Origin of the sequence: Rhodopila globiformis (assembly GCF_002937115.1) — a bacterium.
GTDB lineage: Bacteria > Pseudomonadota > Alphaproteobacteria > Acetobacterales > Acetobacteraceae > Rhodopila > Rhodopila globiformis.
This window is the reverse complement of sequence record NZ_NHRY01000260.1, coordinates 75,880-97,605: the sequence shown is the minus strand read 5'-3', so window position 1 is coordinate 97,605 and position 21,726 is coordinate 75,880. Positions and strand designations below refer to the sequence as shown.

The window sequence follows — 21,726 nt, the reverse complement described above, 5'->3', positions numbered from 1 at the left end:
AATCAGTGCGCGTCGGCCGCGGCCGTCTTCGGCGGGCTGACCCTGCGCAACAGCAGTGCCAGCGGCGTGGTGACAAGGAAGGCGAGCATGATGGTGCGGAAGGCGTCGGCATAAGCCATGGTCGCGGCTTCGCGGTAGGCGATGGCCCGCAACTGCTCCAGCGCCGCCAGATGGCCGGCCGGCACGGAACCAAGCACATCGGTCAATCGCGCGCCCAGCCCCGCCAGCAGATCGTTCATCGCCGCATTGGCGGGCGTCAGGGTGGAGGCAATGTTCAGGAAGTGCAGGTTCGTCTGGTCGTTCAGCACCGCGCCGCACACCGCAATGCCGACCGCGCCACCCAGGTTGCGCATCATGTTGAACAGGCCGCTGGCATATTTCAGCCGCGCCGGCGACAGGCTGCCCAGGCCCAGCGTCACCGCGGGCGCGACGGCGAACACCTGCGGGAACCCGCGCAGGATCTGCGGAATCAGCAACTGGTCGCCGCCCCAGTCGTTGGTGATGAACGTAAAGCTCCACATCGACAGGCCGAAGCTGGCCAGGCCGAACAGCATCAGCCAGCGCAGGTCGACGCGCTTGCCCAGCATGACATAGACCGGCACGCCGACGATCGAGGCCACGCCGGTGGAAAACACCGCCACGCCGGTCTGCCAGGCGGAGAACCCACGCACATAGCCCAGGAACAGCGGCGTCAGGTAGATCGTCGCGAACATGCCGATGCCGGTGACGAACGACAGGATGCAGCCCAGCAGGAAGTTGCGGTTGCCCAGCGCGCGCAGGTCCACCACGGGCTGCGCAAAGGTCAGGCTGCGGATGACGAACAGGATGCCGGCGACCGCGGACATGACCGCGCAGTTGCGGATCGTGTGGTCGCTGAGCCAGTTCCAGCGGGCGCCTTCCTCCAGCACGTATTCCAGGGTGCCCAGCGCGACGGCCATCAGGGCGATGCCGAGATAGTCGGCGCCCTTCAGCAGCCGCAGGTCCGGCTTGTCGATGTCCACCAGGGCGGCGACGCCGATGGTGACCAGGAAGCCGGGAACCAGGTTGATGTAGAACAGCCAGCGCCAGTCCAGCGTGTCGGTGATCCAGCCACCGATGACCGGCCCCAGGCTGGGCGCGATCGAGGCGATCGTGCCGACCACCGCCGCGGCATAGACCCGCCGGTGGCCCTCGAAGTAATGGAACGATGAAGTAAAGACCGTGGGGATCATCGACGCGCCCAGCATCCCCTGCAAGGCGCGGAACAGGATCATGCTGTCGATGTCCCACGCCATGCCGCACAGCACGCTGGACAGGGTGAAGCCCAGGGCCGAGGCGGTGAACAGCCAGCGCGTGGAGAACACCCGCGTCAGCCAGCCGGACAGTGGGATTATGCAGATCTCGGCGATCAGGTACGCCGTCTGCACCCAGCTGATCTCGTCCTGCGCCGCCGACAGCCCGCCGCCGATGTCGGCCAATGAGGACGCAACGATCTGGATGTCCAGCAGGGCGATGAACATGCCGAAGCACATCACCGCGAACGGCAGGACGCCGCGTGCCGCGCTGCTCATGGCCCGGGCTCCGCCTTCGTGTTGACGCTGGCGGTCGTGGACAGACCGGCCCGCAGCAGCCCGAGTTCCTGGCCGTCGCCGTCCAAGGCGATGCGCACCGGCACGCGCTGCACGATCTTCGTGAAGTTGCCGGTGGCGTTCTGCGGCGGGATCACGCTGAACACCGCGCCGGTGGCCGGAGACAGGCTGACGACATGGCCCTGGAACGTCCGGCCCGGCAGCACGTCGGCGACGATCGTTGCCGGGTCGCCCGGCTTCATGTGGCCAAGCTGGTCTTCCTTGAAGTTGGCATCCACCCACAGGCCGGTCGCGGGCACCACCGACAGCAGGTTCGTACCGGCTGCAACGTAAGCGCCGACCTGGGCGTAACGGTTTCCGACGTAACCGGATACCGGGGCGACGATCTCGGTATAGCCCAGGTTGAGCTGCGCGGTGCGCACATCCGCCTGCGCCTGGTGGAGGTCCGCCTGTGCGGCGATGGTTTCAGCGTCCAGCACCGCAAGTTGCTCGTTCGCTGCCGCGATCGCCGCCTGCGATGCCAGCACGCCGGCCCGGGCCGCCTTGTCGCTGGCCAGTGCCTTCTGCGCATCCTGGCGAGAACCGGCGGCGGTGACGGCCAGCGAGCGGTAGCGTTCGGCCTCCTGCGCGGTGAAAACCGCCTGTGCCTGCCGCGCCGCCAGATCGGCCTCGGCGCCGGCGATGATCGAACGTTGCAGCACCCGCCTGGCCTGCAGCGCGGCGATGGCCGCCTGGCGCGCCTGCAGCACCGCCTGCGCGTGGCCCAACGCGGCGATGTAGTCGGCCGGGTCGAGGCGGATCAACGGCTGGCCGGCCCGCACATACTGATTGTCGGTGACCAGGATCTGTTTCACGAAGCCGGCGACATGCGGCGCGATCGGCGTGACGTTGCCGCCGACATAGGCGTCGTCGGTGCTTTCGATGAAGCGGCCGATGGTCCACCACTCGTGGCCGTACGCGCCGGCGGCCGTCAGCGCGACAAGGCCCAGGGCGGCGAAGGCCGCTTGCCTGGACATCCGGCGGCGGGCCGTGCGCGCCGGCCGCGCGACGTCGCGAGTGATGACCTGGTCGCTCATGGCGTGGCCTCCGTGGCGATCTGCGAAGGGGCGGCGTGGCGGGCGCGCGTCCGATGATCCGCGGCGGGTCCGGGGGCGCTGCGGAAGGCGGGATGGGTCATGACCTTGCCGCTGACCCGGTCCATCAGCACCGGGTCCGCCGTGATCCCGGTCGCGGCGTCCACCACGACGACGCTCGCGCCTTCAGGGGCGAAATGACGGTTGCCCCAGGCCAGCAGCGTCCACAGGACCGGGCGGAAATCTTGGCTTTTCTCGGTCAGCACGTATTCGTCGCGCGGCGGCCGCTCGCTGTAGCGGCGGCGTTCGAGCAGGCCGTTCTCGACCAGGGCGTTCAGCCGGCGAGCCAGGATGTTGGGGGCGATGCCCAGGCTTTTCTGGAACTGGTCGAACTGGGTCAGGCCGTGGAAGGCATCGCGCAGGATCAGGATGCTCCACCATTCGCCGACGCGCTCCAGGCTGCGGGCGATGGGGCAGGGCATGTCGGAGAAGCTCTTGCGATGCATGGTCTGAAACCCGTGTAACTTTCAATGTGAAAGCCAGTATGGCGATGACGCTTGCATGGTGCAAGTATCATGTTGGATCACGGATCGGTTACCATGCCGGTGGTCCGCGGCCGGACCGTTTTCGTGCTCGGTGCGATACCGAATCGTCAGGCGCGGCCGCCGATCAGGCGTCGTTCGACGGGAACGGTGTCATGCGGGCTGTTGTTCCGAATCAGATACAGCCATCCGGCCCGCAAGACCTCCGCTCTCAGGTCGTCACGGACTGGTGCGCGTCGTTGATATAGATCAACGCGACAGCCACCCGCACAGATAAGGCTTCAAACGGGACAGGACCGCAAGGATCATCGATTGCTGCACAATAAGGACGTCAGTCCGGATTGCCGTCTCGCTCCCTCGCCCGGCCACAGGGACAGAGGCATGGATCGGCACGCATGACACGATCCTGGCTGCATGAGCCGTTTGTGCGGTCCGCTGCGGATTGCGTCCACCTGGCGGAAGCCGCGGACGGGCCGAGTCCACACCCGGCCGGACCCGATTGCGTATGGGGTGACGCGCTCGCCGTGCTGGATGCCGCACAGCTGGTGGCGAGGATGGTCAATCTCGAAACCGCCAGCACCACCCATGACAATCCCTGGCCCAAGAGCATCCATTACCGCATGCACCCGGACAATGTCGCCGTCCTGACAGCCGCCCGGATCGACTGCTGCGTGCTGGACCGGGCGCGCGCCGGCCTGCTGGAAACGATCGCCACCTTGCATCGCGCCGGAATCCAGATCGCAGGAGCCGGCCGCGACGGGCACGAGGCTGCCGTGCCAGGGGCGCTTGACCTGCAGCCCATGCCGATCCGGTATTTCCGGCTGAACCGGCCATCGGCTCCGGACGCCGCGTGGCTGCATGACGTGCTCGCGCGCGAAAGCGGCAGCCTGGGGGCTCGCATCGTGCCGCGGGGGGACAACAGCTTTGCTCTTACAGGGGGATCCGCATGCGCCTGACCAGTCAAGCCTTCGCACCGGGCGCCTGGATCCCGGTGCGCCACACCTGCGACGGCACGAATGTTTCGCCGCCGCTCGCCTGGGCCGATCCGCCGGCCGCGACGCGCAGCTTTGTCCTGGTGTGCAGCGATCCGGATGCGCCCGGCCGGACCTGGTATCACTGGGGCATCTACGACATCCCCCCGGAGGCGCGGGGATTGTCCGAGAACTGGTCGCCGATGCGGTCATTCCCGCCGCAGGCCATCAACGACTTCCGGCGGCGGGGCTATGGCGGCCCCTGTCCGCCACGCGGCGCGCCGTCGCATCATTACCATTTCCGGCTGTATGCGCTGCGTGTCAGCCAGCTCGGCCTTGGGGCCGGTGCGCTGTGCCCGGATGTCGAAGCCGCCGCGCGGATGCAGGCGATCGACTCGTGCGAGCTGATCGGCCTGTACGGGCGCGGGCAGCGAGAGCCGTAAGGTGCCGGGACGAACTGGCGCTTTGCTAGCCCCAGCAGGTGAACGGACCGTTCCGGTAGCCGATACCCATCCCTCCCGTCGCAAACCATACCAGGACCTGCACGCCCGGGTCGCGGCTGCACATTACGCCGCCGGATACCAGGGACGCCTCGGCCGGCGTCAGCTCGACCGGATCGCGTGGAATTTGCTGATGCGGGGCGACAAGGCTGTCGTTGGCGTCGGACCACGGCATGATGACGTTCCTCCTGTTGCTGCAATGACTGTCATGGTGCCAGGAACTGGTTTTGGCGGGTGTGAACCAGATCACATCGCCCACCGCAGCGCCGTGCCGCGCGGGATAGATTGTTGGCGATGCGGTCCGTTCAGCCGGCGCGGACCCTCAGGCCGGCATCAGCAATACCAGCTTGAAGTCCTGCCGATCCGCAGGCGTAAAGGTATGCTGGCGGAATCGCAGCGGGCCAAGCTCGGGGTGGGTGAAACTGCGCAGGCCGCCGGTGCGGTCCAGCACGCCCTGCTCGCCCCAGGCCCGGGCGAACAAGACGCTTTCCGCGCGCAACGCCGCCACCATCGACTGCATCCGTTTGTCCTTCAGATTGTGGCTGTAATCGGCACGGAATTCCGCCAGCACCCGCCGCGCCCGGTGTTCCCAGTCGGGGATCAGCGCGCGTGCCTGCGCATCCAGGAAGATATAGCGCAGCAGGTTGCGCTGGGCGCCGGCATCCAGCCAGCCGCGGAACAAATGCATCGCGGCGGCATTCCAGCAGCATGCGTTCCAGAACCGGTCGAGGCCATAGGCCGGGGGTGCGACCGCCTGCACCATTTCCCGCAACGACGCCGGCGCCTCGTCCGCCGCCTCGCCGGCCTCGCTGTCCGGATCACGCCGATCGGCCAGCTCGAACAGATAGGTGCGCTCGGCGCGGGAGAGGGACAGCGCCCGTGCCAGCCGCCCCAGCGCCTGCGGTGAGGCCTGCACGTCACGACCCTGCTCGATCCAGGCGCACCAGGTGGCGCTGATGCCGGCGCGGGCGGCAAGTTCCTCGCGCCGCAGCCCCGGCGTTCGCCGCCGCCCGCCCGGGGCGTCGGGACGCAGCCGCTCGCGGTGCGCCCGCACGAAATCGCCAAGCAGGCGTCTCTGGTCCGGATCGAGCATGGCACCATTTATACCAGGATAAACGTTCCTCTTGTAACAGGCTGGCGTCCGGGCATCCTTGCGCCATCCACGGGGAGGCATCCATGCAGAGAGCTCATGAAGACGTCGTCGCGGACCAGTTCGGGCCCCGGGCAAAAGCCTATGTCGAAAGCGCAGTGCATGCGCAGGGCGAGGATCTGGCGGCGCTGGAGACGATCGTCGCGCAGGCCGCTCCGGCGCACGCGCTGGACCTGGGCACCGGCGGCGGCCATGTCGCCTATCTGCTGGCCCGGCACGCGCGGAAGGTCACGGCCTGCGACCTGTCGGCCGAGATGCTGGCGGCGGTCGCCGCGACAGCCCGCGGCCGGGGACTGGCCAACATCGAAACCGCCGAGGCGCGCGCCGAGCGCCTGCCGTTCGAGGCCGGCACGTTCGACTTCATCGCCTGCCGCTTTTCCGCCCACCACTGGCAGGACTTCGAGGGTGGCGTGCGGCAGGCGCGCCGCGTGATCAAGGCCGGCGCTCCAGCCGTCTTCATCGACGTCTTTTCACCGGGCCGGGCGTTGCTCGACACCCATCTGCAGGCGGTCGAACTGCTGCGGGACGGCTCGCATGTCCGGGATTATGCAATGTCGGAATGGACGGACGCCCTGGCACGCTGCGGCTTTGCCGTCCGCGGCTGCCGGATCTGGCGGCTGCGCATGGATTTTCCCGTCTGGACCGCGCGGATGCGCACGCCGGAGGAGAACATCCGCATGATCCGGGCGCTGCAGGCGGCGGCCTCGAGCGAGGTGCGCTCTCATTTCAGCATCGAGCCGGACGGATCGTTCATGCTCGATACCCTGATGATCGAAGCGGTTGCGGCGTAGCTGCGGCCGCCCCGCGGCCCGCCGTAATGTGATCAGCCTGTACCGGTCGTGTGCGCGCCTGCGGCCCGCGCCCCACGTATCGATGCCAATGGCACCAATGCTATCGTCGCGCATCCCGTCTCCGTGGCGCCGCGCGGAGGCACGGTTCCGGCCGGAGGCATGCGTCCTGACCCAACTGCCAGACAGACCCCCCGAGCCTGATCCGCAGGAACCCACGGCAGCGCTGGCCCTGTCGGCATCCTGGAGCCCGTTCCGCCACGCCGTCTTCACCCTGTTGTGGGTGGCCATGGTCGCATCCAACATCGGCACGTGGCTGCAGAATGCCGCCTCCGGGTGGCTGATGACCGAGCTCAGCGGCAATCCTTCGACGGTCGCGCTGGTGCAGGCGGCAATGGCGCTGCCGGTGTTCCTGTTCGGCTTTCCCGCCGGCGCGCTGGCCGACATCATCGACCGGCGGCGGCTTCTGCTGGCCACGCAGTTGCTTACCACGCCGTTCATCGCCGGCTTCGCGGCCCTGGTCCTGTTCAACCAGGCAACGCCCGCAACATTGCTTGCCGTCACCTTCGTTTCGGGAACCGCAATCGCGCTGATCCTGCCGACGTGGCAGGCGGTGCTGCCGCAACTCGTCAGTCAGGAGGAACTGCCGTCCGCCGTAACGCTCAACAGTTTCGGCGTCAGCCTCAGCCGTGTCGTCGGACCGGCGCTGATCGGCACCGTCATCGCGGGCCTCGGGATGGCCGCGCCGTTCTGGCTGAACGCGGTGAGCAACGTCGTCATGATCACCGCCGTTCTGCTGTGGCGCGTGGAGCGGCGCGAGGCGCCCTCGTTGCCGTCGGAACATATCGGCCGTGCCATGCTCGCCGGACTGCGGCACGCCCGCTACAATCCGGAACTGCGCGCCGCGCTGATGCGGGGCGGCGGGTTCTTTCCGTTCGCTGCCGCTTACTGGGCGCTGCTACCGGCGCTGGCGCGGAGCCAGATCGGCGGCGGGATGCAGGGCTATGGCATCCTGCTCGCCACGATTGGCGTCGGCTCGGTCGCCGGCACGTTCCTGTTGCCGTGGCTGCGCGAGCGGATGAGCGCCGACAGTCTCGTGGTCGCCGGCACGGTCGGGACAGCCGGCGCCATGGCGCTCTATGCGATGGCATACGACGTGCCGACGGCGCTCGCCGCGAGCCTGCTGGCGGGGCTGTGCTGGATCGCCGTGCTGGCCACCATCAATGTCGCGGCGCAGGCTTCGGTGCCCGGTTGGGTGCGCGGGCGGGGCCTTGGCGTGTTCGCGAAAGTGCTGTTCGGCAGCCTGACTCTGGGCAGCGTGGCCTGGGGTCAGGTCGCCGCCGCCATCGGTTCATCCGAAACTTTGCTGGCCGCGGCGGCCTGCCTGCTGGTCGCGATCCCGTTGCTGCGGCGTTGCCGGCTGCGGATCGCGGAAGGGGTGGATGTCACGCCCTCGATGCACTGGCCGGCGCCGGTGCTGGCCGCCGAGGTGCGGCCGGACAGCGGGCCGGTGCAGATCGACATCGAGTACCGCATTCGCCCTGCCGATCGCGAGGCGTTCCTGGATGTCGTGCGCCGGCTTGGGGCGGAACGCCTACGCAACGACGCGTATGACTGGGCGGTGTACGAGGATGCGGACGACGAAGGGGTCTTCATCGAAACGTTCCACAGCGCGTCCTGGCTGGAGTACCTGCGCCAGCGCGAACGGATCACGGAGCTTGGGTGGGAACTGCGAAAAGCGGCGACCGGCTTCCAGATCCAGGGGAAGCCACGGGTGCGGCATTTGATCCGGGTGGGTAGGAACGGCCCTCAGGCGAGAACGGCTTGACGGGTGGAGTTGCAATCGATCTGCTGGACCTGATGCCCCGGGCCGAAAGCGATTGTTGCCCGGCGTCGCCCCGCCCGGGTTGCCGTGGCCGGCGAACGGCCCGGCAAATAATTCGGAGAGGAAACTATGAAAGCGAGCACAGACCGCATTCTGACCAGCCATGCCGGCAGCTTGCCGCGTCCGGATAGCCTGATCGAGGCCAACCGCAGCCGGACCGGCAACGATGACATGGACGAGGCCCGGTTCCAGGCGTTGCTCCGCGCCGCGGTCGGCGACGTGGTGGGCCGCCAGAAGGCGGCCGGCATTGATATTCCGGGCGATGGCGAGTTCGGCAAGTCGATGGGACACCGGGTGAACTATGGCGCGTGGTGGAGCTATTCCTTTCAGCGCCTCGGCGGTCTCATGCTGTCCGGTCCGGGCCTGTACGAAATGCCTGCCAGGCGCTCGCATCCTGGCGAGGTGGTGCTGACGAGTTTCGCCGATCGGCGTGACCGGCTGCGGTTCGCGGCTGCTTACGGCGATCCTGAGTCAGGCGTCAGCACGGGACCGAGGGCGGCGCACTTCCCGGTTTGCGTGGGGCCGCTGACCTACACGGGACAGGCCGCCATCAAGGCCGACATCGATCATTTCAAGGCGGCGCTGGCAGCCCATGGGATCGAGGAAGGCTTCATGACGTCGGTCGCCCCGGGCAGCGCCTCGCGCATCGGCAACGATTATTACAAGACCGATGATGAATTCCTGTTCGCCTGCGCCGATGCGATGCGCGAGGAGTACAAGGCGATTGTTGACAGCGGGCTGATCCTGCAACTCGACGACCCGTCGATTGCCGAGAACTGGGATATGATCAATCCCGAACCGACGGTCGAGGCGTACCGGCGATTTTCCATGCGCCGGGTCGAGGCATTGAACCATGCCATCAAAGGCCTGCCCCGGGACCGGATCCGCTTCCATCTGTGCTGGGGCAGTTGGCACGGCCCGCACACCACCGACATTCCGATGCGCGACATCATCGACGTGATGCTGGCGATCGACTGCCAGGCTTATTCATTCGAGGCAGGAAACGTCCGCCACGAGCACGAATGGAGCGTCTGGCAGGACGTCAGGTTGCCGGAGGGCAAGCTGATCCTGCCCGGCGTCGTCAGCCACGCCACGAACGTTGTCGAGCATCCCGAACTGGTGGCTGAGAGAATACTGCGGTTCGCCAACATCGTCGGCCGGGAGAACGTCATCGCCGCGACCGATTGCGGCCTGGGCGGTCGCGTTCATGCCGACATCGCCTGGGCAAAGCTCACGTCGCTTGCCCAGGGCGCGGAACTGGCCAGCCGGCGGCTTTGGTAGCGCTGCCCCGCGTCGGCCGAGGCGCGCTTGTGCTTCAGGCCATCGCCTGCCGGTCCGGTCAACTTGTCGCGAACAGACAATGAAAGCTACAGCCGTGCTTTGCCGGGCGTCTTCGTGCCGTGCGATGATCCGGCTGCAACGCTTCGGCACCGAAAGGGGCGCTTTTCATGCAACGCCGCACCATGAAACGATTGAGCCTGGGCGCGGTCATCCTGGTGCTGGCCGGCGTCGCGGTCGGGATGGCCTCCCGCGGCGAGAGCGCGAAGCTGCCGCTTTCCGCCGGAATCGGCCCGCATCCGCAGTTGCCGCCGCCGGTGCGGACGCTGTTCCCGACGGTGAAAGTCGCGCCGGCCATCGGCTGGCACGCCGGTGAGCGGCCGACGCCGGCGCCGGGACTTGCGGTCGATGCCTTCGCGACCGGTCTCGACCATCCGCGCAACGTTTATGTCCTGCCGAACGGCGACGTGCTGGTCGCCGAAACGAATACCCCGCCGAAGCCGGACGACGACTCCGGCCTGCGCGGCTTCATCGCGCGGCGCATCATGTCTCGTGCCGGGGCCGGCGTGCCCAGCCCCAACCGGCTGATCCTGCTGCGCGACACGCATGGCAGCGGCACGGCGGACGTCCGCTCGGTTTTCCTGCAGGGACTGAACTCGCCCTACGGCATCGCGCTTGTCGGGGACCGGCTGTTCGTTGCGGATACCGACGCGATCCGCCGCTATGCCTATCACGCTGGCCAGACGCGCATCGACGATCCCGGTTCGGTGCTGACAGAATTGCCCGCGGGGCGGCTCAACCACCACTGGACCAAGAACCTCGTCGCCAGCCCGGACGGCCGGTTCCTCTATGTCAGCATCGGATCGAACAGCAATGTCGGCGAGAACGGCATGGCGGCCGAGGCGGGCAGGGCGCAGATCTGGCAGGTGGATGCCGCCACCGGCACGCACCGCAGCTTTGCCACCGGCCTGCGCAATCCCAACGGCCTGGCTTTCGCGCTGGATCCGGCGCCGGTGCTGTGGACCGCGGTGAACGAGCGCGATGCGCTGGGCAGCGACCTTGTGCCGGACTACATGACCTCGGTGCGGGACGGCGGCTTCTATGGCTGGCCGTACAGCTATTTCGGCCAGCACGTCGATGACCGGGTGAAGCCGCAACGACCGGACCTTGTGGCACGGGCGATCGCGCCGGACTATGCGCTGGGACCGCATACCGCCTCGCTGGGGCTGGCGATTACGGCGCGGAGCGGCCTGCCGCCGCCGTTCACCGCCGGCGCCTTCGTCGGCCAGCATGGCTCCTGGAACCGCCGCCCGCCGAGCGGCTACCGGGTGATTTTCATTCCGTTCGTAAACGGAAAGCCGGAGGGCGAGCCGGTGGATGTCCTGACCGGTTTCCTCAATGCCGCCGGCGAGGCCCGTGGCCGGCCGGTCGGGGTGGCGGTGGATGGGCACGGTGGCCTGTTGGTGGCCGATGATGTCGGAAATGCCGTTTGGCGGGTGCACGCCGCGCCCTGAGTTCGCCGCGTGCGGCCGCAGGAATGCCCGGGAGGGTGGGGCCCTCCGATATTTACTGCAAAGTACTGAGATACGCTATGACATCCGCCCGGTCCGTCGGATTGGGCAGGCCCCTGAAGAACATCTTTACGTTATGAACGGTTTCCCGCGGGTTGCGGAGATAGACGTTCAACGTGGCCTCGTCCCAGACCTGCCAGTCCGTCCGTCGTTCCCGCAGGCTTTTCGAGTAATTGAAGTCAGGCACAGCCGCGATCGGCCGCCCCATGACATGCCAGAGGCTCGGTCCGACTTTGTTGACGCCAATCTCCAGCGAATGGCAGTTGGCGCAGGTGCGCTGGAAAATGGCCTTTCCGTTCGCCACACTGTCAGTTGCGGGCTCCGCCGCTACCGCGTTCGCCATGCCGAAGACCGTGGCGATGATCACCGGGGCCGCCCACAGTCGCAGCCGCTTCATCATGTCGTTCACTCCGTCACCTCGTCGCCCCGCTTTGGCGGCCCTTCCAGGCTCAATTCCTCCGCCTCGGCGTCGGTGAAGACCCGGCTGCGCGTTAGAAATCGCACGCCCAGCGGCGCCTCCAGCGAAAATCCGCCGCCCCGGCCGGGCACGACGTCGATAATCAGTTGCGTGTGCGCCCAGTACTCGAACTGCGCCGCGCCCATGAACATAGGAACGCCGGCGATCGTTCCCAGGAAGACGTCCTGCGCGCCGACGCGGAATTCATTGCGTGGGTAGCACATCGGCGCGCTGCCGTCGCAGCAGCCGCCGGACTGATGGAACACCAGATTGCCGTGCGCCGCTTCAAGTTGGCGGATGACGGCTTCCGCGGCCTCCGTCACACGAACCCGCTCGACCATCTCAACACTCCAGAAGCAGGAGCGCGGGCGACAAAGGCCCGCGCTCCACTCGCTCAGAAGAAGCCCAGTGCCTTCGGGCTGTAGCTGACCAGCATGTTCTTTGTTTGTTGGTAATGATCCAGCATCATCTTGTGCGTCTCACGCCCGATGCCCGACTGCTTGTAGCCGCCGAACGCCGCATGCGCGGGATACAGGTGATAGCAGTTGGTCCAGACGCGCCCGGCCTGGATCGCCCGGCCGAAGCGATAGGCGCGGTTGCCGTTGCGCGACCACACGCCGGCGCCCAGGCCATAAAGCGTGTCGTTGGCGATGGCGAGCGCCTCGTCGTCGTCCTTGAAGGTCGTGACCGACACGACCGGCCCGAAGATCTCCTCCTGGAAGATCCGCATCCGGTTGTGGCCCTGAAAGATCGTCGGCTCCACGTAGAAGCCGCCTTCAAGGTCGCCGCCGAGATGGGCGCGATTGCCGCCCGTCAGCACCTTCGCCCCTTCCTGCTTGCCGATGTCGAGATACGACAGGATCTTTTCCAACTGGTCGTTGGAGGCCTGCGCGCCGATCATCGTTGCGGGATCGAGTGGGCTGCCCTGCACCACCTTGCGGGTCCGCGCCACGGCACGTTCGATGAAGCGCTCATAGATGCTTTCGTGCACCAGGACGCGCGACGGGCAGGTGCAGACCTCGCCCTGGTTCAGCGCGAACATGGTGAAGCCTTCCAGCGCCTTGTCGAGGAAGTCGTCATCCTCGGCCATGACGTCGGCGAAGAAGATGTTGGGCGACTTGCCGCCGAGTTCCAGCGTCACCGGGATCAGATTCTCGCTGGCGTACTGCATGATCAGCCGGCCGGTCGTCGTTTCGCCGGTGAAGGCGATCTTGGCGATGCGCTTGTTCTGCGCCAGCGGCTTGCCGGCCTCGACGCCGAACCCGGTCACCACGTTCACCACGCCAGGCGGCAGCAGATCGGCGATAGTTTCCATCAGAACCAAAACCGCCAGCGGCGTCTGCTCGGCCGGCTTCAGCACCACGCAGTTGCCCGCGGCAATCGCCGGAGCCAGCTTCCACACCGCCATCAGCAGCGGGAAATTCCACGGAATGATCTGGCCGACAACGCCGAGCGGCTCATGGAAATGATAGGCGATGGTGTCGTGGTCGATTTCCGACAGGCTGCCTTCCTGGGCGCGCACGCAGCCGGCGAAGTAACGGAAATGATCGATTGCCAGCGGCAAATCCGCAGCCTTCGTCTCGCGGATCGGCTTGCCGTTGTCGATCGTCTCGACCATGGCAAGAAGATCCAGCTTCTCCTCCATGCGGTCCGCGATCCTGTTCAGGACGAGGGCGCGCTCGGCCGGCGAGGTGCGGCCCCAGGCGTCCTTGGCGGCATGCGCGGCGTCCAGCGCGAGTTCGATGTCCTCGGCGGTGGAGCGGGCATGCGTGCTGACGGTGCGGCCGTTGATCGGCGACGGGTTGTCGAAGGTCTGCCCCTTCACCGGCGCAACCCACTTGCCGCCGATCCAGTTTTCGTAATGTGATCGCAACGCAATCTGCTGTGCGACTTCGCTCAGGGCTTTCTCAACCATTTTCCACTCCGTTATGTTGTTGTAACAGTCCGGCAAATCCGGACGGGATCAGGGGGCCTGGATGGTGCTCAGGAAAGCATAGATCTTTGAAAAATCGTCCTCGGTGAACACGTTTCCCCAGGTCGGCATTCCCTTGGACGGCCGTCCCTTCGTCACCGTCTTGTGGAACACGGCATACATGTCATCACCGTAACGGTGACGCAGCAGGCGCAGGTTGATGCGGCGTTCCGACTGCACCGCGTCCGGCCCGTGGCAGTGGGCGCAGGTGCCGTTGAAGATTTCGCGCCCTTCGGCCACTTCCGCCGCCGACGGTTTGGGCGCCGCCTTGGGAGCCTCGGCCGTTGGATTGACGCTGGCCACGGCAGGCTGTTCCGCCGGCTTTGCCTCAGGCTTCGGCGTTTCCGCCGGCGCCTGCGCCTCGGCAATCACGGACTGCACCGTATCCATCGCCGCCAGCTTGACCGGCGGGCCTTCCGGCACGGCATATTTCACCACAAGTGCCGCGATTTTCGCCGACAGCCCCGGCAGGACGGCGTTCACCTGATCGCGCAGTTCCTTGTTCTTGCGCGAAAAGCCGATGGCCGCCTCGTAGCGCATCTGCGGCCCGTCCGCCGGCACGACCCGGAACGCATCGTGCAGCACCGCATGGTTGACATAGCCTGCCGACGGCCCCCAGACGAACGCCGCATCCACCTTGCCGTCCGCGAGCAGGCGCATGCCGGCATCAGGATCCATCACCGTCGCGGGCGTGATCGTTTCACGTGTAGCCACGAAACTCTGCGGTGGAGACGCGAACTGCACCGCCACCCGCTTGCCATTGAGGTTGGTCCCGGCATCCTTGGGCACGGCCAGCGCGTAGCCCACGGACATGATCGGGCGCGAGAAGACGACCCTCGGGCCCATGAAGTCTTCGACCGCCGGCAGGCCCACCGCGAAGTCGCACTGCCCGGCGAGCAGCGTGGTCCGCAGGTTACGCTTTCCAAAGTAACTGAGCGACCAGATCGTTTCCATCGGCCGGCCGAGCGCGTCGGCGACTGCCTGGCCGATCTCGACGTAAAGGCCCGGCGTGCCTGCTTTCGCAGCCGCGGGTGACGACGTACTGAAGGGCAAATTCGCCGGGTCCGCGCACAGCCGCAGCGGCGCCGCCGCCTGGCTGGTGGAAACGGCGCTAAAAAGCGCCGTCCCAGCCATCAGAGTTGTCAGAAAGGTCCGTCGCACGACGCTCACTCCGTGAAGACGAACAGCGCGCCACCCTCGGGCGTGGCGTCGGTGATCTTCTTGCCGACCGCACCGAGGAACGCAGGGATGGAGGCGGTGCGTCCGACAACGACGGCGATGTACTGCTTGCCCTTGACCGAGAAGCTGATCGGGCCGGCGCCGATGCCCGAGCCAAGCGACGTCTTCCACAGTTCGGTGCCGTTTTTGGCGTCATAGGCATGGAACACGCCATGAAGGTCACCCCAGAACGTCAGGTCGCCCGCGGTGGTCATGGTGCCGCCATTGAACGGAAGGTCGGTCTTGACGGTCCAGACCTTCTTGTGCGCGATCGGGTCCCAGGCAATCAGTTCGCCCATGTAGCCACCCGGCCCCGGATGCGTCGGGAATTCCGCGCCCAGGTAGAATACGCCCTTTCGGTAGTTCACTTCCGAAACGGACCAGTCCATGCAGACGTTGTTGGACGGGATGTAGACCAGCCGGGTTTCGGGATTATACGACATCGGCTGCCAGTTCTTGCCGCCGATCAGGTTCGGACAGACGCCCTTGACCGGATGGTTCGGCCCCGGACGCTGGTCGGCGACCTCCTGCGGCTTGCCGGTGGCAATGTCGATCGTGGTGGCCCAGGTCGTCGGAACAAACTTCTCGGCAGAAACGATCTTTCCGGTGTCGCGGTTGACGACGTAGAAGAAGCCGTTGCGATCGGCCTTCATGTAGACCGGCGTCTCCTTGCCGTGCAGCGGCAGGTTGGCCAGCACCAGCTCGTTGACGCCGTCATAGTCCCAGGCGTCCTCGGGCGTTCCCTGCACCCACCACTTGATCTTGCCGGCGCCGGGGTCGAAGGCGACCGTGCTGGAGGTGTAAAGGTTGGTCAGCTTGCCATAGTTGCCGTCGCCGGTGCTGCGCACAACGGAGTTCCAAGGCCCGGGATTCGACGTGCCCCAGAACACCGTATCCGTTTTGGGATCGTAAGACCCGACCAGCCAGGGCGCGCCGCCGCCGTGCTGCCAGCTGTCGCCCTTCCAGGTGTCGTTGTTGGGCTCACCCGGCCCCGGAATGGTATAGGTCCGCCACAGCAGCTTGCCAGTCTCGATGTCATAGGCCTGCAGGCTGCCCCGCGCGCCGTATTCACCGCCGCCAAAGCCGGTGATGACCATGTTCTTGACCACAAGCGGCGGCGAAGTAATGACCGAACCCTGCTTGTAGTCCACAACCGTGGTAACCCACAGTTCCTTGCCGGTCTCGGCATCGACCGCCGCGAGCTTGCCGTCGAGACGGCCGACGAAAATCTTGCCGGCGCCATAGGCCACACCGCGGCTGTTGGCGTCGCAGCAGCCGTATTGCAGCACGTCGTCGGGAATGTCCGGCTCGTACGTCCACTTGCGCTCGCCGGTCGCGGCGTTGATGGCGTAGACGTACTTCGGCCCCCAGGAGGTGCTGACATACATCGTATCACCAATAACGATCGGCGACGATTCATTGGAGCGCAGCGAGCCGAGCTGGAACGAATAGGCCAGCTTCAAGTGGCCGACATTTTTCGCGTTGATCTGATTGAGCGGCGAGTAGCGGGTGTTGTCATAGCCGTGCCCGTACATCGCCCAGTTGCTGGGATTTGCCGCCGCACGGTCGAGCGCCTCATCCGCGCGCGCGCCGGTTCCCAGGGCTGTGAGCAGGCCTAGAACAAAGCAAGCATTATCAAGCCGGGTTTTAAATCTTGCCACGGTACGTCCTCTTGGTGTTCTTCACGCCGCTATCGACGCGGCTTGACGGGCATCATGGCTCTCGGATCGGTGGCGGTATATTAGACAAAGGTCGAATGGCAACGGCAGTGGTCGGAGAGCTATCAAGACGGATAACTCCGCAATTGCCGGAAACAGGCGAAGGAGCATGAGCGTCCGTGCAGAAAGTCCTGGTAGCCGAAGATCACCCGCTGTTCCGCGAAGCCATTCGCGAGGTCGTCGAACGCCTGTTCGCCGCGCGCGGCTGGGCGCTGACCTGCCTGGAAGCGTGCGCGACGACGGAACTGTTCGAGGCCGTTGCCCGCGACGACGACCTGGACCTGATCCTGCTGGACCTGTTCATGCCAGGCTCGAACGGCCTGGCTGATCTGGTCGCCCTGCGGGACAAGGTGCCGGCGACGCCGATCGTTGTAATTTCGTCATTGGAGGATCTGTCCGTCGTGCGGCGTGCGCTGGCCTGCGGCGCAGCCGGCTACATCGCCAAATCCACGTCGAAGGACGCCATGATGCAGGCGCTGCAGGTCGTGCTCGATGGCGGCATCTACACCCCGTTCCAGGGCATCGAGCCGGCCGCCAGCGCGGCCGCTGCAGACGAGCCGCTGACCCCGCGGCAGATCGCCGTGCTCGTCCTGCTCGCCAAAGGCTGCTCGAACAAGCAGATCGCGCGCGACCTGGACATCAGCGACGTGACCGTGAAGGCGCACATGACGGCCATCCTGCGCAAGCTCGGCGTTGCCACCCGCGCCCAGGCCATCGTTGCGTTCCAGCGCAGCGGCGCCATGCCACCCGAACTCCAGGCAGCGGATCATTCATCCGTCGGCGGGCTCACCAGGTAGCTCATCATGGCGCGCAGCCGGGCCGGACTGACCGGCTTGGCGAGAAAAGCATAGCCCGACGCCTTCAAGGAGCCGCGCAGTTGCGTCGATCTGTCGCCGGATACCACCAGGGCAGGCAGGTCGTTGCCATATCGGCTGCGAAGCGCCGTGATCACGTCCGTGCCGTATGTTCCGTGATCGAGGTGATAATCCGCGACGACAAGGTCCGGAACCAGCGCATCGGCAGCCAGCCGTTCCTCCGCGTCCTGCGACGAAGCGGCGCCGACCAGGCGGCATCCCCAGCCATTGAGCACGGCGCGCATGCCGTCGATGGCAATCTCGTCGTTGTCGATGACGACAATGGTTTTGCCGTCCAGGCCCGGTGGCTCGATCCGCCTGTCCGGCGGCGCCCAGTCGGGACCGTTCGCAGCTGTACCGATCGGGACCATAACGGAAAAGCACGAACCGCGCCCGACCTGGCTTTTCACTTCGATGCCAAGGTCGAGCAGGCGGGCAATGCGATCGACGATCGCCAGTCCAAGCCCCAGTCCCTTGCCCTCCCGTCGCGGTGCGTTACCGAGGCGCTGGAACTCCTCGAAGATCTGTCGTTGCATCTGGCTGGGAATGCCAACGCCGGTGTCCCATACCTGCACCGCCAGGCGCGTTCCCTGGCGACGGCAGCCGATGAGCACGCGGCCCTCGGCTGTGTAGCGGATCGCGTTGCTGATCAGGTTGCGCAGGATCCGTTCGAACAGGTGCTGATCGGTGTGCACGATCGCGCCGCATGCAACGACCCGCAGGTCAAGGCCCGCCGCGTGTGCCTGCGGCCGGTATTCCTCGGCCAGCCGCGCCAGTATCGGCCCGCTCGCGACGTTGCCCAGGGTCACCGGCCAGACGCCGGAGTCCAGTTTGGAAATATCGAGCAACGTTCCCAGCAATTCATCGACCGTATCGAGCGCTGAATCGATGCGGCCGAGAAGATCGCGGTGACGGTCGCTTGCAACCTCGTCGGCAAGCGCGCCCAGGAACAACCGCGCGGCGTTCAGCGGCTGGCAGAGGTCATGCATGGCGGCGGCCAGGAATCGGGTCTTGCCAAGATTGGCTTGCTCCGCCTCGGCTTTCGCGGCGAGCAGCGCCTTCTCGACCTGCCGCCGTTCGGAAATTTCGTGCATCAGCTGATGCGTGAGCTTGGTCAGCTCGGTCGTGCGTTCGCTGACCCGTGCCTCCAGCGTAATCGCGGTGCGGAACAGCGAATAGGCGTCGCCGCCCTGGGCGTCCATGTCGCGCTCGACACGGTCCATCAGCACGCGGTTGATCTTGCGCAGCTTGCGCAATTCGGCTTCGTGCCGGGCGTACGCATCCGGATCGTGGGGCGGCAGATCGGTCACGTCTCCGTCCCGCTGCCGATCAGCAGGCCGGTGAACGTGTAGTTGACGTGCATCGCGGCAAGCTGCTCGCCATAGGTGCTGAAGCCGATGACGTTGTTCTCGGCAAGGATGCGGCTCGCGACATGCTTCACCTGCCGGCTCTCGGCTTCCACGCTGCGCAGCACGCAGTCGAAGCCGATGACCAGCAGCGGCTTGCCCATCCGGGCGCGCATGTCGGCGAAGAAACTGCGCAGGTTCTCGATGATGTCCTCGTGGCGTGCGAGCGTCAGCACGACGCCTTCGTCGATCGCGCAGTAGAACGTCAGGCTGCCGTCCTCGTTCGTCTTCTGGATCGAGCGGATGTAGTAATCACCGCCGACCTTCACCATCACCGGATGCCCGGCAAACATCATCGGGGTCAGCGCGCGGTAGTCCAGGCCGATGATGCGCGCATACTCGGGGCCGGCCGGTTCGGCATTGATCTCGGTCACCACGCGCCGCGCCGGGTCCGCGCCGGTGACGACCATGCGCGTATCGGTTGCGAAAAAGTGCTGGCGCCTGAAGACGCGAAACGGCCGCCGGATCTTCACGAGCGTCAGCAGGGCTGCATCGGGATGGAAACGGCCTTGCCAATAGACGAAGGTCCGCTCAAACCGCATGCCGTCACCGGCCGAACCGCCGAGCAGGGGGATCGGGTCGAGGCGGCGATGGATCGCGCTCAGGACAAGCTCTTCGGTCGCGCACATGCCGTCGATCAGCAGCAGGGCGAAGGTGTCCGGCGGTTCGGGCGTGCTGCCGCGCTCGGCAAGCCGCCGGATCAGAGCGTCCGCGGCTGCCGTGCCTTGCGGGATCTGCAACGACGAGATCGCCGGGATCAGTTGCGCAACCGCCTCGCATTCATCGGCGGACAGGCTGAAGCCGGTGATCGAGCCCTCCAGGTAGCCAACCGGCGTGATCTCACCTGCGGTTGTGCATCCCACCACGGTCGCGTCCCCGAACAGCTGGCCGAGTTCCGGACCGAGGGCTTCGAGGTCGAAGCCTCGGGAACAAAACAGGACGACAAGTTCCAGATCGGCCTGTGCGAGCCCGGCATGAATCTCCCGCGCCGCCTCGCTGGCGGTCGGGGCTGTCGAATAGGCGTGTCGTATGCCGCTTGGCGGCATTTCACGTTTCCTCATGGCCTTGGCCGCCCGGCTCAGGCGGCGCAAAATACGGCGGGCAGCGTGGACGCCGCCGGATAGTATACCGGCTCCAGCAGATGTTACCAGTCGAAGTATCCCGTTCACAGAAGAGGTAGCTGTCACCGCTCCGTTCTCAATTCGGCCTGTTCCAGCCGTCAAGCCTTGGACCAGGGCGCACGGAAGGTGCATAGTCCCGCCCATGCTTCCAGGCCTGACTCAAGGGGAACCGCATGTGTTTCGCTAAGCTCCTGGCCATCCTGATTGACATTCCCGGTGAACATCGCCTGGCGCGCGCCGCGCAAGGCCAGGCGGCATGAGCCGGCGCTTCGACGCGATCGTCATCGGCACGGGGCAGGCAGGATCGCCCATGGCCGCGCGCCTGGCCGAGGCCGGCATGACTGTTGCTGTCATGGAACGCCATAAAGTGGGCGGCACCTGCGTCAATACCGGCTGCACGCCGACGAAAACCCTTGTCGCCAGCGCCTACGCGGCCCACCTCGCCCGCCGCGGCGAGGATTTCGGCGTGCTGACGAGCGACATCCGCATCGATATGGCGCGTGTCCATGCGCGGTCGCAGAAGATCTCGAGGGACGCCAGGGAAGGGAACGAATCCTGGCTGCAGGGCATGGAACGGTGCTCTCTGCTGCGGGGTCATGCCCGGTTCGAAGGACCCCACGTCGTCCGGCTTGGCGCGGACCTGTTCGAGGCGGATCGCATCTTCATCAATGTTGGCGGGCGCGCGCTGGTCCCGGACCTGCCCGGGGTGAACGACGTCCCATATTTCACCAACAGTTCGCTGCTCGAAACCGACGTGCTGCCCGACCATCTCGTCGTCATTGGCGGCAGCTATATCGGGCTGGAGTTCGCCCAGATATACCGGCGCTTCGGATCGAAGGTCACCGTTGTCGAAAAGAGCCCCCGCCTGATCGCGCGGGAGGACGAGGAGATTTCGGCATCGATCCGGTCTTTCCTGGAAGCCGAGGGCATCACCGTCCGCACCGGCGCCGCGTGCATCCGGTTTGCGCCCCACGCCCGGGGAATCGCCGTCGCTACCGATTGCGCCGAAGGTCCGCCGGAAGTCATCGGCAGCCACGTCCTGCTCGCGGTCGGGCGGCGTCCGAACACCGACGATCTGGGGCTGGAAACCACGGGCATCGCAACCGACCCACGCGGTTTCATTGCGGTCAACGATCAGCTTGAAACCAGTGTGGCCGGCGTCTGGGCATTGGGGGACTGCAACGGCCGCGGTGCGTTCACCCATACGTCCTACAACGACTACGAAATCGTTGCGGACAACCTGCTGAACGGGGCAAGCCGCAAGGTCACCGATCGGATCCCGTGCTACGCGCTGTATGTCGACCCGCCGCTCGGACGCGTCGGAATGACCGAGACCGAGGCGCGTGCAACCGGCAAGCGGATCGTCGTCGGCAGGCGGCCGATGGCCCGCGTCGCCCGCGCGCGCGAGAAGGACGAAACGCTCGGGCTGATGAAAATCGTTGCAGATGCAGACACCGATGCAATCCTGGGCGCCGCGATCCTTGGCACGGGTGGCGACGAGGCAATTCATGCCATCATCGACATCATGGCGGCGGGCGGCAACCGGTCCACGCTCACGCATACCATGCACATACATCCAACCGTGTCCGAACTGGTGCCGACGCTCGCCGGCGACGTGAAGCCGGTGGTGGATCGCCGCCAGCCGTAACGCCAA

20 protein-coding genes are annotated in these 21,726 nt (G+C 66.1%); 8 read left to right on the top strand and 12 right to left on the bottom strand.

What is annotated here, in order from left to right; all coding sequences use genetic code 11:
* Positions 1–2 precede the first annotated feature (2 nt).
* From CCS01_RS28090 to CCS01_RS28080, 3 genes are read right to left on the bottom strand one after another with little or no spacing between them, the layout of a single operon-like run.
* Complete coding sequence (locus tag CCS01_RS28090; RefSeq protein ID WP_104522076.1) at positions 3–1,550, bottom strand: DHA2 family efflux MFS transporter permease subunit; 1,548 nt, start codon at positions 1,548–1,550, stop codon at positions 3–5.
* Entirely contained in the window at positions 1,547–2,644 is a 1,098-nt protein-coding gene (locus CCS01_RS28085) for an HlyD family secretion protein (RefSeq protein WP_104522075.1), read from the bottom strand. The genes CCS01_RS28090 and CCS01_RS28085 overlap by 4 nt, the downstream gene beginning before the upstream one ends.
* Positions 2,641–3,147: a winged helix-turn-helix transcriptional regulator gene (locus CCS01_RS28080; protein WP_104522074.1), complete on the bottom strand. Its 507-nt coding sequence runs from the start codon at positions 3,145–3,147 to the stop codon at positions 2,641–2,643. Before CCS01_RS28080 ends, CCS01_RS28085 begins: the two co-directional genes overlap by 4 nt.
* A gap of 431 nt (positions 3,148–3,578) precedes the next feature.
* Here CCS01_RS28080 and CCS01_RS28075 point away from each other — a divergent pair, with 431 nt between their 5' ends.
* Both CCS01_RS28075 and CCS01_RS28070 read left to right on the top strand, forming a co-directional pair.
* Entirely contained in the window at positions 3,579–4,139 is a 561-nt protein-coding gene (locus CCS01_RS28075) for a CapA family protein (RefSeq protein ID WP_104522073.1), read from the top strand.
* Positions 4,130–4,597: a YbhB/YbcL family Raf kinase inhibitor-like protein gene (locus CCS01_RS28070; protein ID WP_104522072.1), complete on the top strand. Its 468-nt coding sequence runs from the start codon at positions 4,130–4,132 to the stop codon at positions 4,595–4,597. The genes CCS01_RS28075 and CCS01_RS28070 overlap by 10 nt, the downstream gene beginning before the upstream one ends.
* Positions 4,598–4,622: 25 nt before the next feature.
* On the opposite strand, the gene CCS01_RS28065 is transcribed toward CCS01_RS28070, so the two are convergent.
* The gene (locus tag CCS01_RS28065; RefSeq protein ID WP_104522071.1) at positions 4,623–4,829 is read right to left on the bottom strand and encodes a hypothetical protein; all 207 of its coding nucleotides are present in this window, start codon (positions 4,827–4,829) and stop codon (positions 4,623–4,625) included.
* Between the two features lie 147 nt (positions 4,830–4,976).
* On the bottom strand, positions 4,977–5,747 hold the full coding sequence (locus CCS01_RS28060; RefSeq protein ID WP_104522070.1) for a helix-turn-helix transcriptional regulator: 771 nt from the start codon (positions 5,745–5,747) through the stop codon (positions 4,977–4,979).
* A gap of 83 nt (positions 5,748–5,830) precedes the next feature.
* Between CCS01_RS28060 and CCS01_RS28055 the strand changes: the two genes are divergently transcribed.
* From CCS01_RS28055 to CCS01_RS28040, 4 genes are all read left to right on the top strand, one after another.
* Positions 5,831–6,595 carry a class I SAM-dependent methyltransferase gene (locus CCS01_RS28055; RefSeq protein WP_104522069.1) on the top strand — a complete coding sequence of 255 codons (765 nt, stop codon included), beginning with the start codon at positions 5,831–5,833 and terminating at the stop codon, positions 6,593–6,595.
* Positions 6,596–6,677: 82 nt separating this feature from the next.
* Positions 6,678–8,420 carry an MFS transporter gene (locus tag CCS01_RS28050; RefSeq protein ID WP_104522068.1) on the top strand — a complete coding sequence of 581 codons (1,743 nt, stop codon included), beginning with the start codon at positions 6,678–6,680 and terminating at the stop codon, positions 8,418–8,420.
* A 126-nt stretch (positions 8,421–8,546) separates the two neighbouring features.
* Positions 8,547–9,758, top strand: coding sequence for a cobalamin-independent methionine synthase II family protein (locus tag CCS01_RS28045; RefSeq protein WP_104522067.1), 1,212 nt, complete (start codon positions 8,547–8,549; stop codon positions 9,756–9,758).
* A gap of 167 nt (positions 9,759–9,925) precedes the next feature.
* Positions 9,926–11,269, top strand: coding sequence for a PQQ-dependent sugar dehydrogenase (locus CCS01_RS28040; protein WP_104522066.1), 1,344 nt, complete (start codon positions 9,926–9,928; stop codon positions 11,267–11,269).
* Positions 11,270–11,321: 52 nt separating this feature from the next.
* Here CCS01_RS28040 and CCS01_RS28035 read toward each other — a convergent pair whose 3' ends face one another.
* Genes CCS01_RS28035 through CCS01_RS28015 form a run of 5 tightly spaced genes read right to left on the bottom strand, consistent with a single transcriptional unit; the run spans position 11,322 to position 16,634 of the window.
* Positions 11,322–11,693 (bottom strand): c-type cytochrome, encoded by a 372-nt coding sequence (locus tag CCS01_RS28035; RefSeq protein WP_239992430.1) that lies wholly within the window; start codon positions 11,691–11,693, stop codon positions 11,322–11,324.
* 38 nt (positions 11,694–11,731) lie between these two features.
* On the bottom strand, positions 11,732–12,124 hold the full coding sequence (locus CCS01_RS28030) for a DUF779 domain-containing protein (RefSeq protein WP_104522065.1): 393 nt from the start codon (positions 12,122–12,124) through the stop codon (positions 11,732–11,734).
* 53 nt (positions 12,125–12,177) lie between these two features.
* Positions 12,178–13,698, bottom strand: a complete 1,521-nt coding sequence (gene adh, locus CCS01_RS28025) for an aldehyde dehydrogenase (RefSeq protein WP_104522064.1) — start codon at positions 13,696–13,698, stop codon at positions 12,178–12,180.
* A gap of 48 nt (positions 13,699–13,746) precedes the next feature.
* Complete coding sequence (locus tag CCS01_RS28020) at positions 13,747–14,916, bottom strand: c-type cytochrome (RefSeq protein WP_204848455.1); 1,170 nt, start codon at positions 14,914–14,916, stop codon at positions 13,747–13,749.
* A 5-nt stretch (positions 14,917–14,921) separates the two neighbouring features.
* Positions 14,922–16,634: a PQQ-dependent methanol/ethanol family dehydrogenase gene (locus CCS01_RS28015; protein ID WP_104522062.1), complete on the bottom strand. Its 1,713-nt coding sequence runs from the start codon at positions 16,632–16,634 to the stop codon at positions 14,922–14,924.
* 176 nt (positions 16,635–16,810) lie between these two features.
* Here CCS01_RS28015 and CCS01_RS28010 point away from each other — a divergent pair, with 176 nt between their 5' ends.
* Positions 16,811–17,488, top strand: a complete 678-nt coding sequence (locus CCS01_RS28010) for a LuxR C-terminal-related transcriptional regulator (RefSeq protein WP_104522061.1) — start codon at positions 16,811–16,813, stop codon at positions 17,486–17,488.
* On the opposite strand, the gene CCS01_RS28005 is transcribed toward CCS01_RS28010, so the two are convergent.
* Together CCS01_RS28005 and nosP are read right to left on the bottom strand one after the other, a co-directional pair.
* Positions 17,458–18,855 carry an ATP-binding response regulator gene (locus CCS01_RS28005; RefSeq protein ID WP_104522060.1) on the bottom strand — a complete coding sequence of 466 codons (1,398 nt, stop codon included), beginning with the start codon at positions 18,853–18,855 and terminating at the stop codon, positions 17,458–17,460. The genes CCS01_RS28010 and CCS01_RS28005 overlap by 31 nt on opposite strands.
* Entirely contained in the window at positions 18,852–19,997 is a 1,146-nt protein-coding gene (gene nosP / locus CCS01_RS28000; RefSeq protein ID WP_158258645.1) for a nitric oxide-sensing protein NosP, read from the bottom strand. Before nosP ends, CCS01_RS28005 begins: the two co-directional genes overlap by 4 nt.
* A 331-nt stretch (positions 19,998–20,328) precedes the next feature.
* Here nosP and CCS01_RS27995 point away from each other — a divergent pair, with 331 nt between their 5' ends.
* On the top strand, positions 20,329–21,720 hold the full coding sequence (locus tag CCS01_RS27995; RefSeq protein ID WP_104522058.1) for an FAD-containing oxidoreductase: 1,392 nt from the start codon (positions 20,329–20,331) through the stop codon (positions 21,718–21,720).
* The last annotated feature ends 6 nt before the right edge of the window (positions 21,721–21,726 follow it).

Excerpts from the sequence above, each read along its gene's own strand:
- CCS01_RS28090 (WP_104522076.1), bottom strand. The coding sequence starts at position 1,550 with ATGAGCAGCGCGGCACGCGGCGTCCTGCCGTTCGCGGTGATGTGCTTC.
- CCS01_RS28085 (WP_104522075.1), bottom strand. The coding sequence starts at position 2,644 with ATGAGCGACCAGGTCATCACTCGCGACGTCGCGCGGCCGGCGCGCACG.
- CCS01_RS28080 (WP_104522074.1), bottom strand. The coding sequence starts at position 3,147 with ATGCATCGCAAGAGCTTCTCCGACATGCCCTGCCCCATCGCCCGCAGC.
- CCS01_RS28075 (WP_104522073.1), top strand. The coding sequence starts at position 3,579 with ATGACACGATCCTGGCTGCATGAGCCGTTTGTGCGGTCCGCTGCGGAT.
- CCS01_RS28070 (WP_104522072.1), top strand. The coding sequence starts at position 4,130 with ATGCGCCTGACCAGTCAAGCCTTCGCACCGGGCGCCTGGATCCCGGTG.
- CCS01_RS28065 (WP_104522071.1), bottom strand. The coding sequence starts at position 4,829 with ATGCCGTGGTCCGACGCCAACGACAGCCTTGTCGCCCCGCATCAGCAA.
- CCS01_RS28060 (WP_104522070.1), bottom strand. The coding sequence starts at position 5,747 with ATGCTCGATCCGGACCAGAGACGCCTGCTTGGCGATTTCGTGCGGGCG.
- CCS01_RS28055 (WP_104522069.1), top strand. The coding sequence starts at position 5,831 with ATGCAGAGAGCTCATGAAGACGTCGTCGCGGACCAGTTCGGGCCCCGG.
- CCS01_RS28050 (WP_104522068.1), top strand. The coding sequence starts at position 6,678 with ATGCCAATGGCACCAATGCTATCGTCGCGCATCCCGTCTCCGTGGCGC.
- CCS01_RS28045 (WP_104522067.1), top strand. The coding sequence starts at position 8,547 with ATGAAAGCGAGCACAGACCGCATTCTGACCAGCCATGCCGGCAGCTTG.
- CCS01_RS28040 (WP_104522066.1), top strand. The coding sequence starts at position 9,926 with ATGCAACGCCGCACCATGAAACGATTGAGCCTGGGCGCGGTCATCCTG.
- CCS01_RS28030 (WP_104522065.1), bottom strand. The coding sequence starts at position 12,124 with ATGGTCGAGCGGGTTCGTGTGACGGAGGCCGCGGAAGCCGTCATCCGC.
- adh (WP_104522064.1), bottom strand. The coding sequence starts at position 13,698 with ATGGTTGAGAAAGCCCTGAGCGAAGTCGCACAGCAGATTGCGTTGCGA.
- nosP (WP_158258645.1), bottom strand. The coding sequence starts at position 19,997 with ATGCCGCCAAGCGGCATACGACACGCCTATTCGACAGCCCCGACCGCC.
- CCS01_RS27995 (WP_104522058.1), top strand. The coding sequence starts at position 20,329 with ATGAGCCGGCGCTTCGACGCGATCGTCATCGGCACGGGGCAGGCAGGA.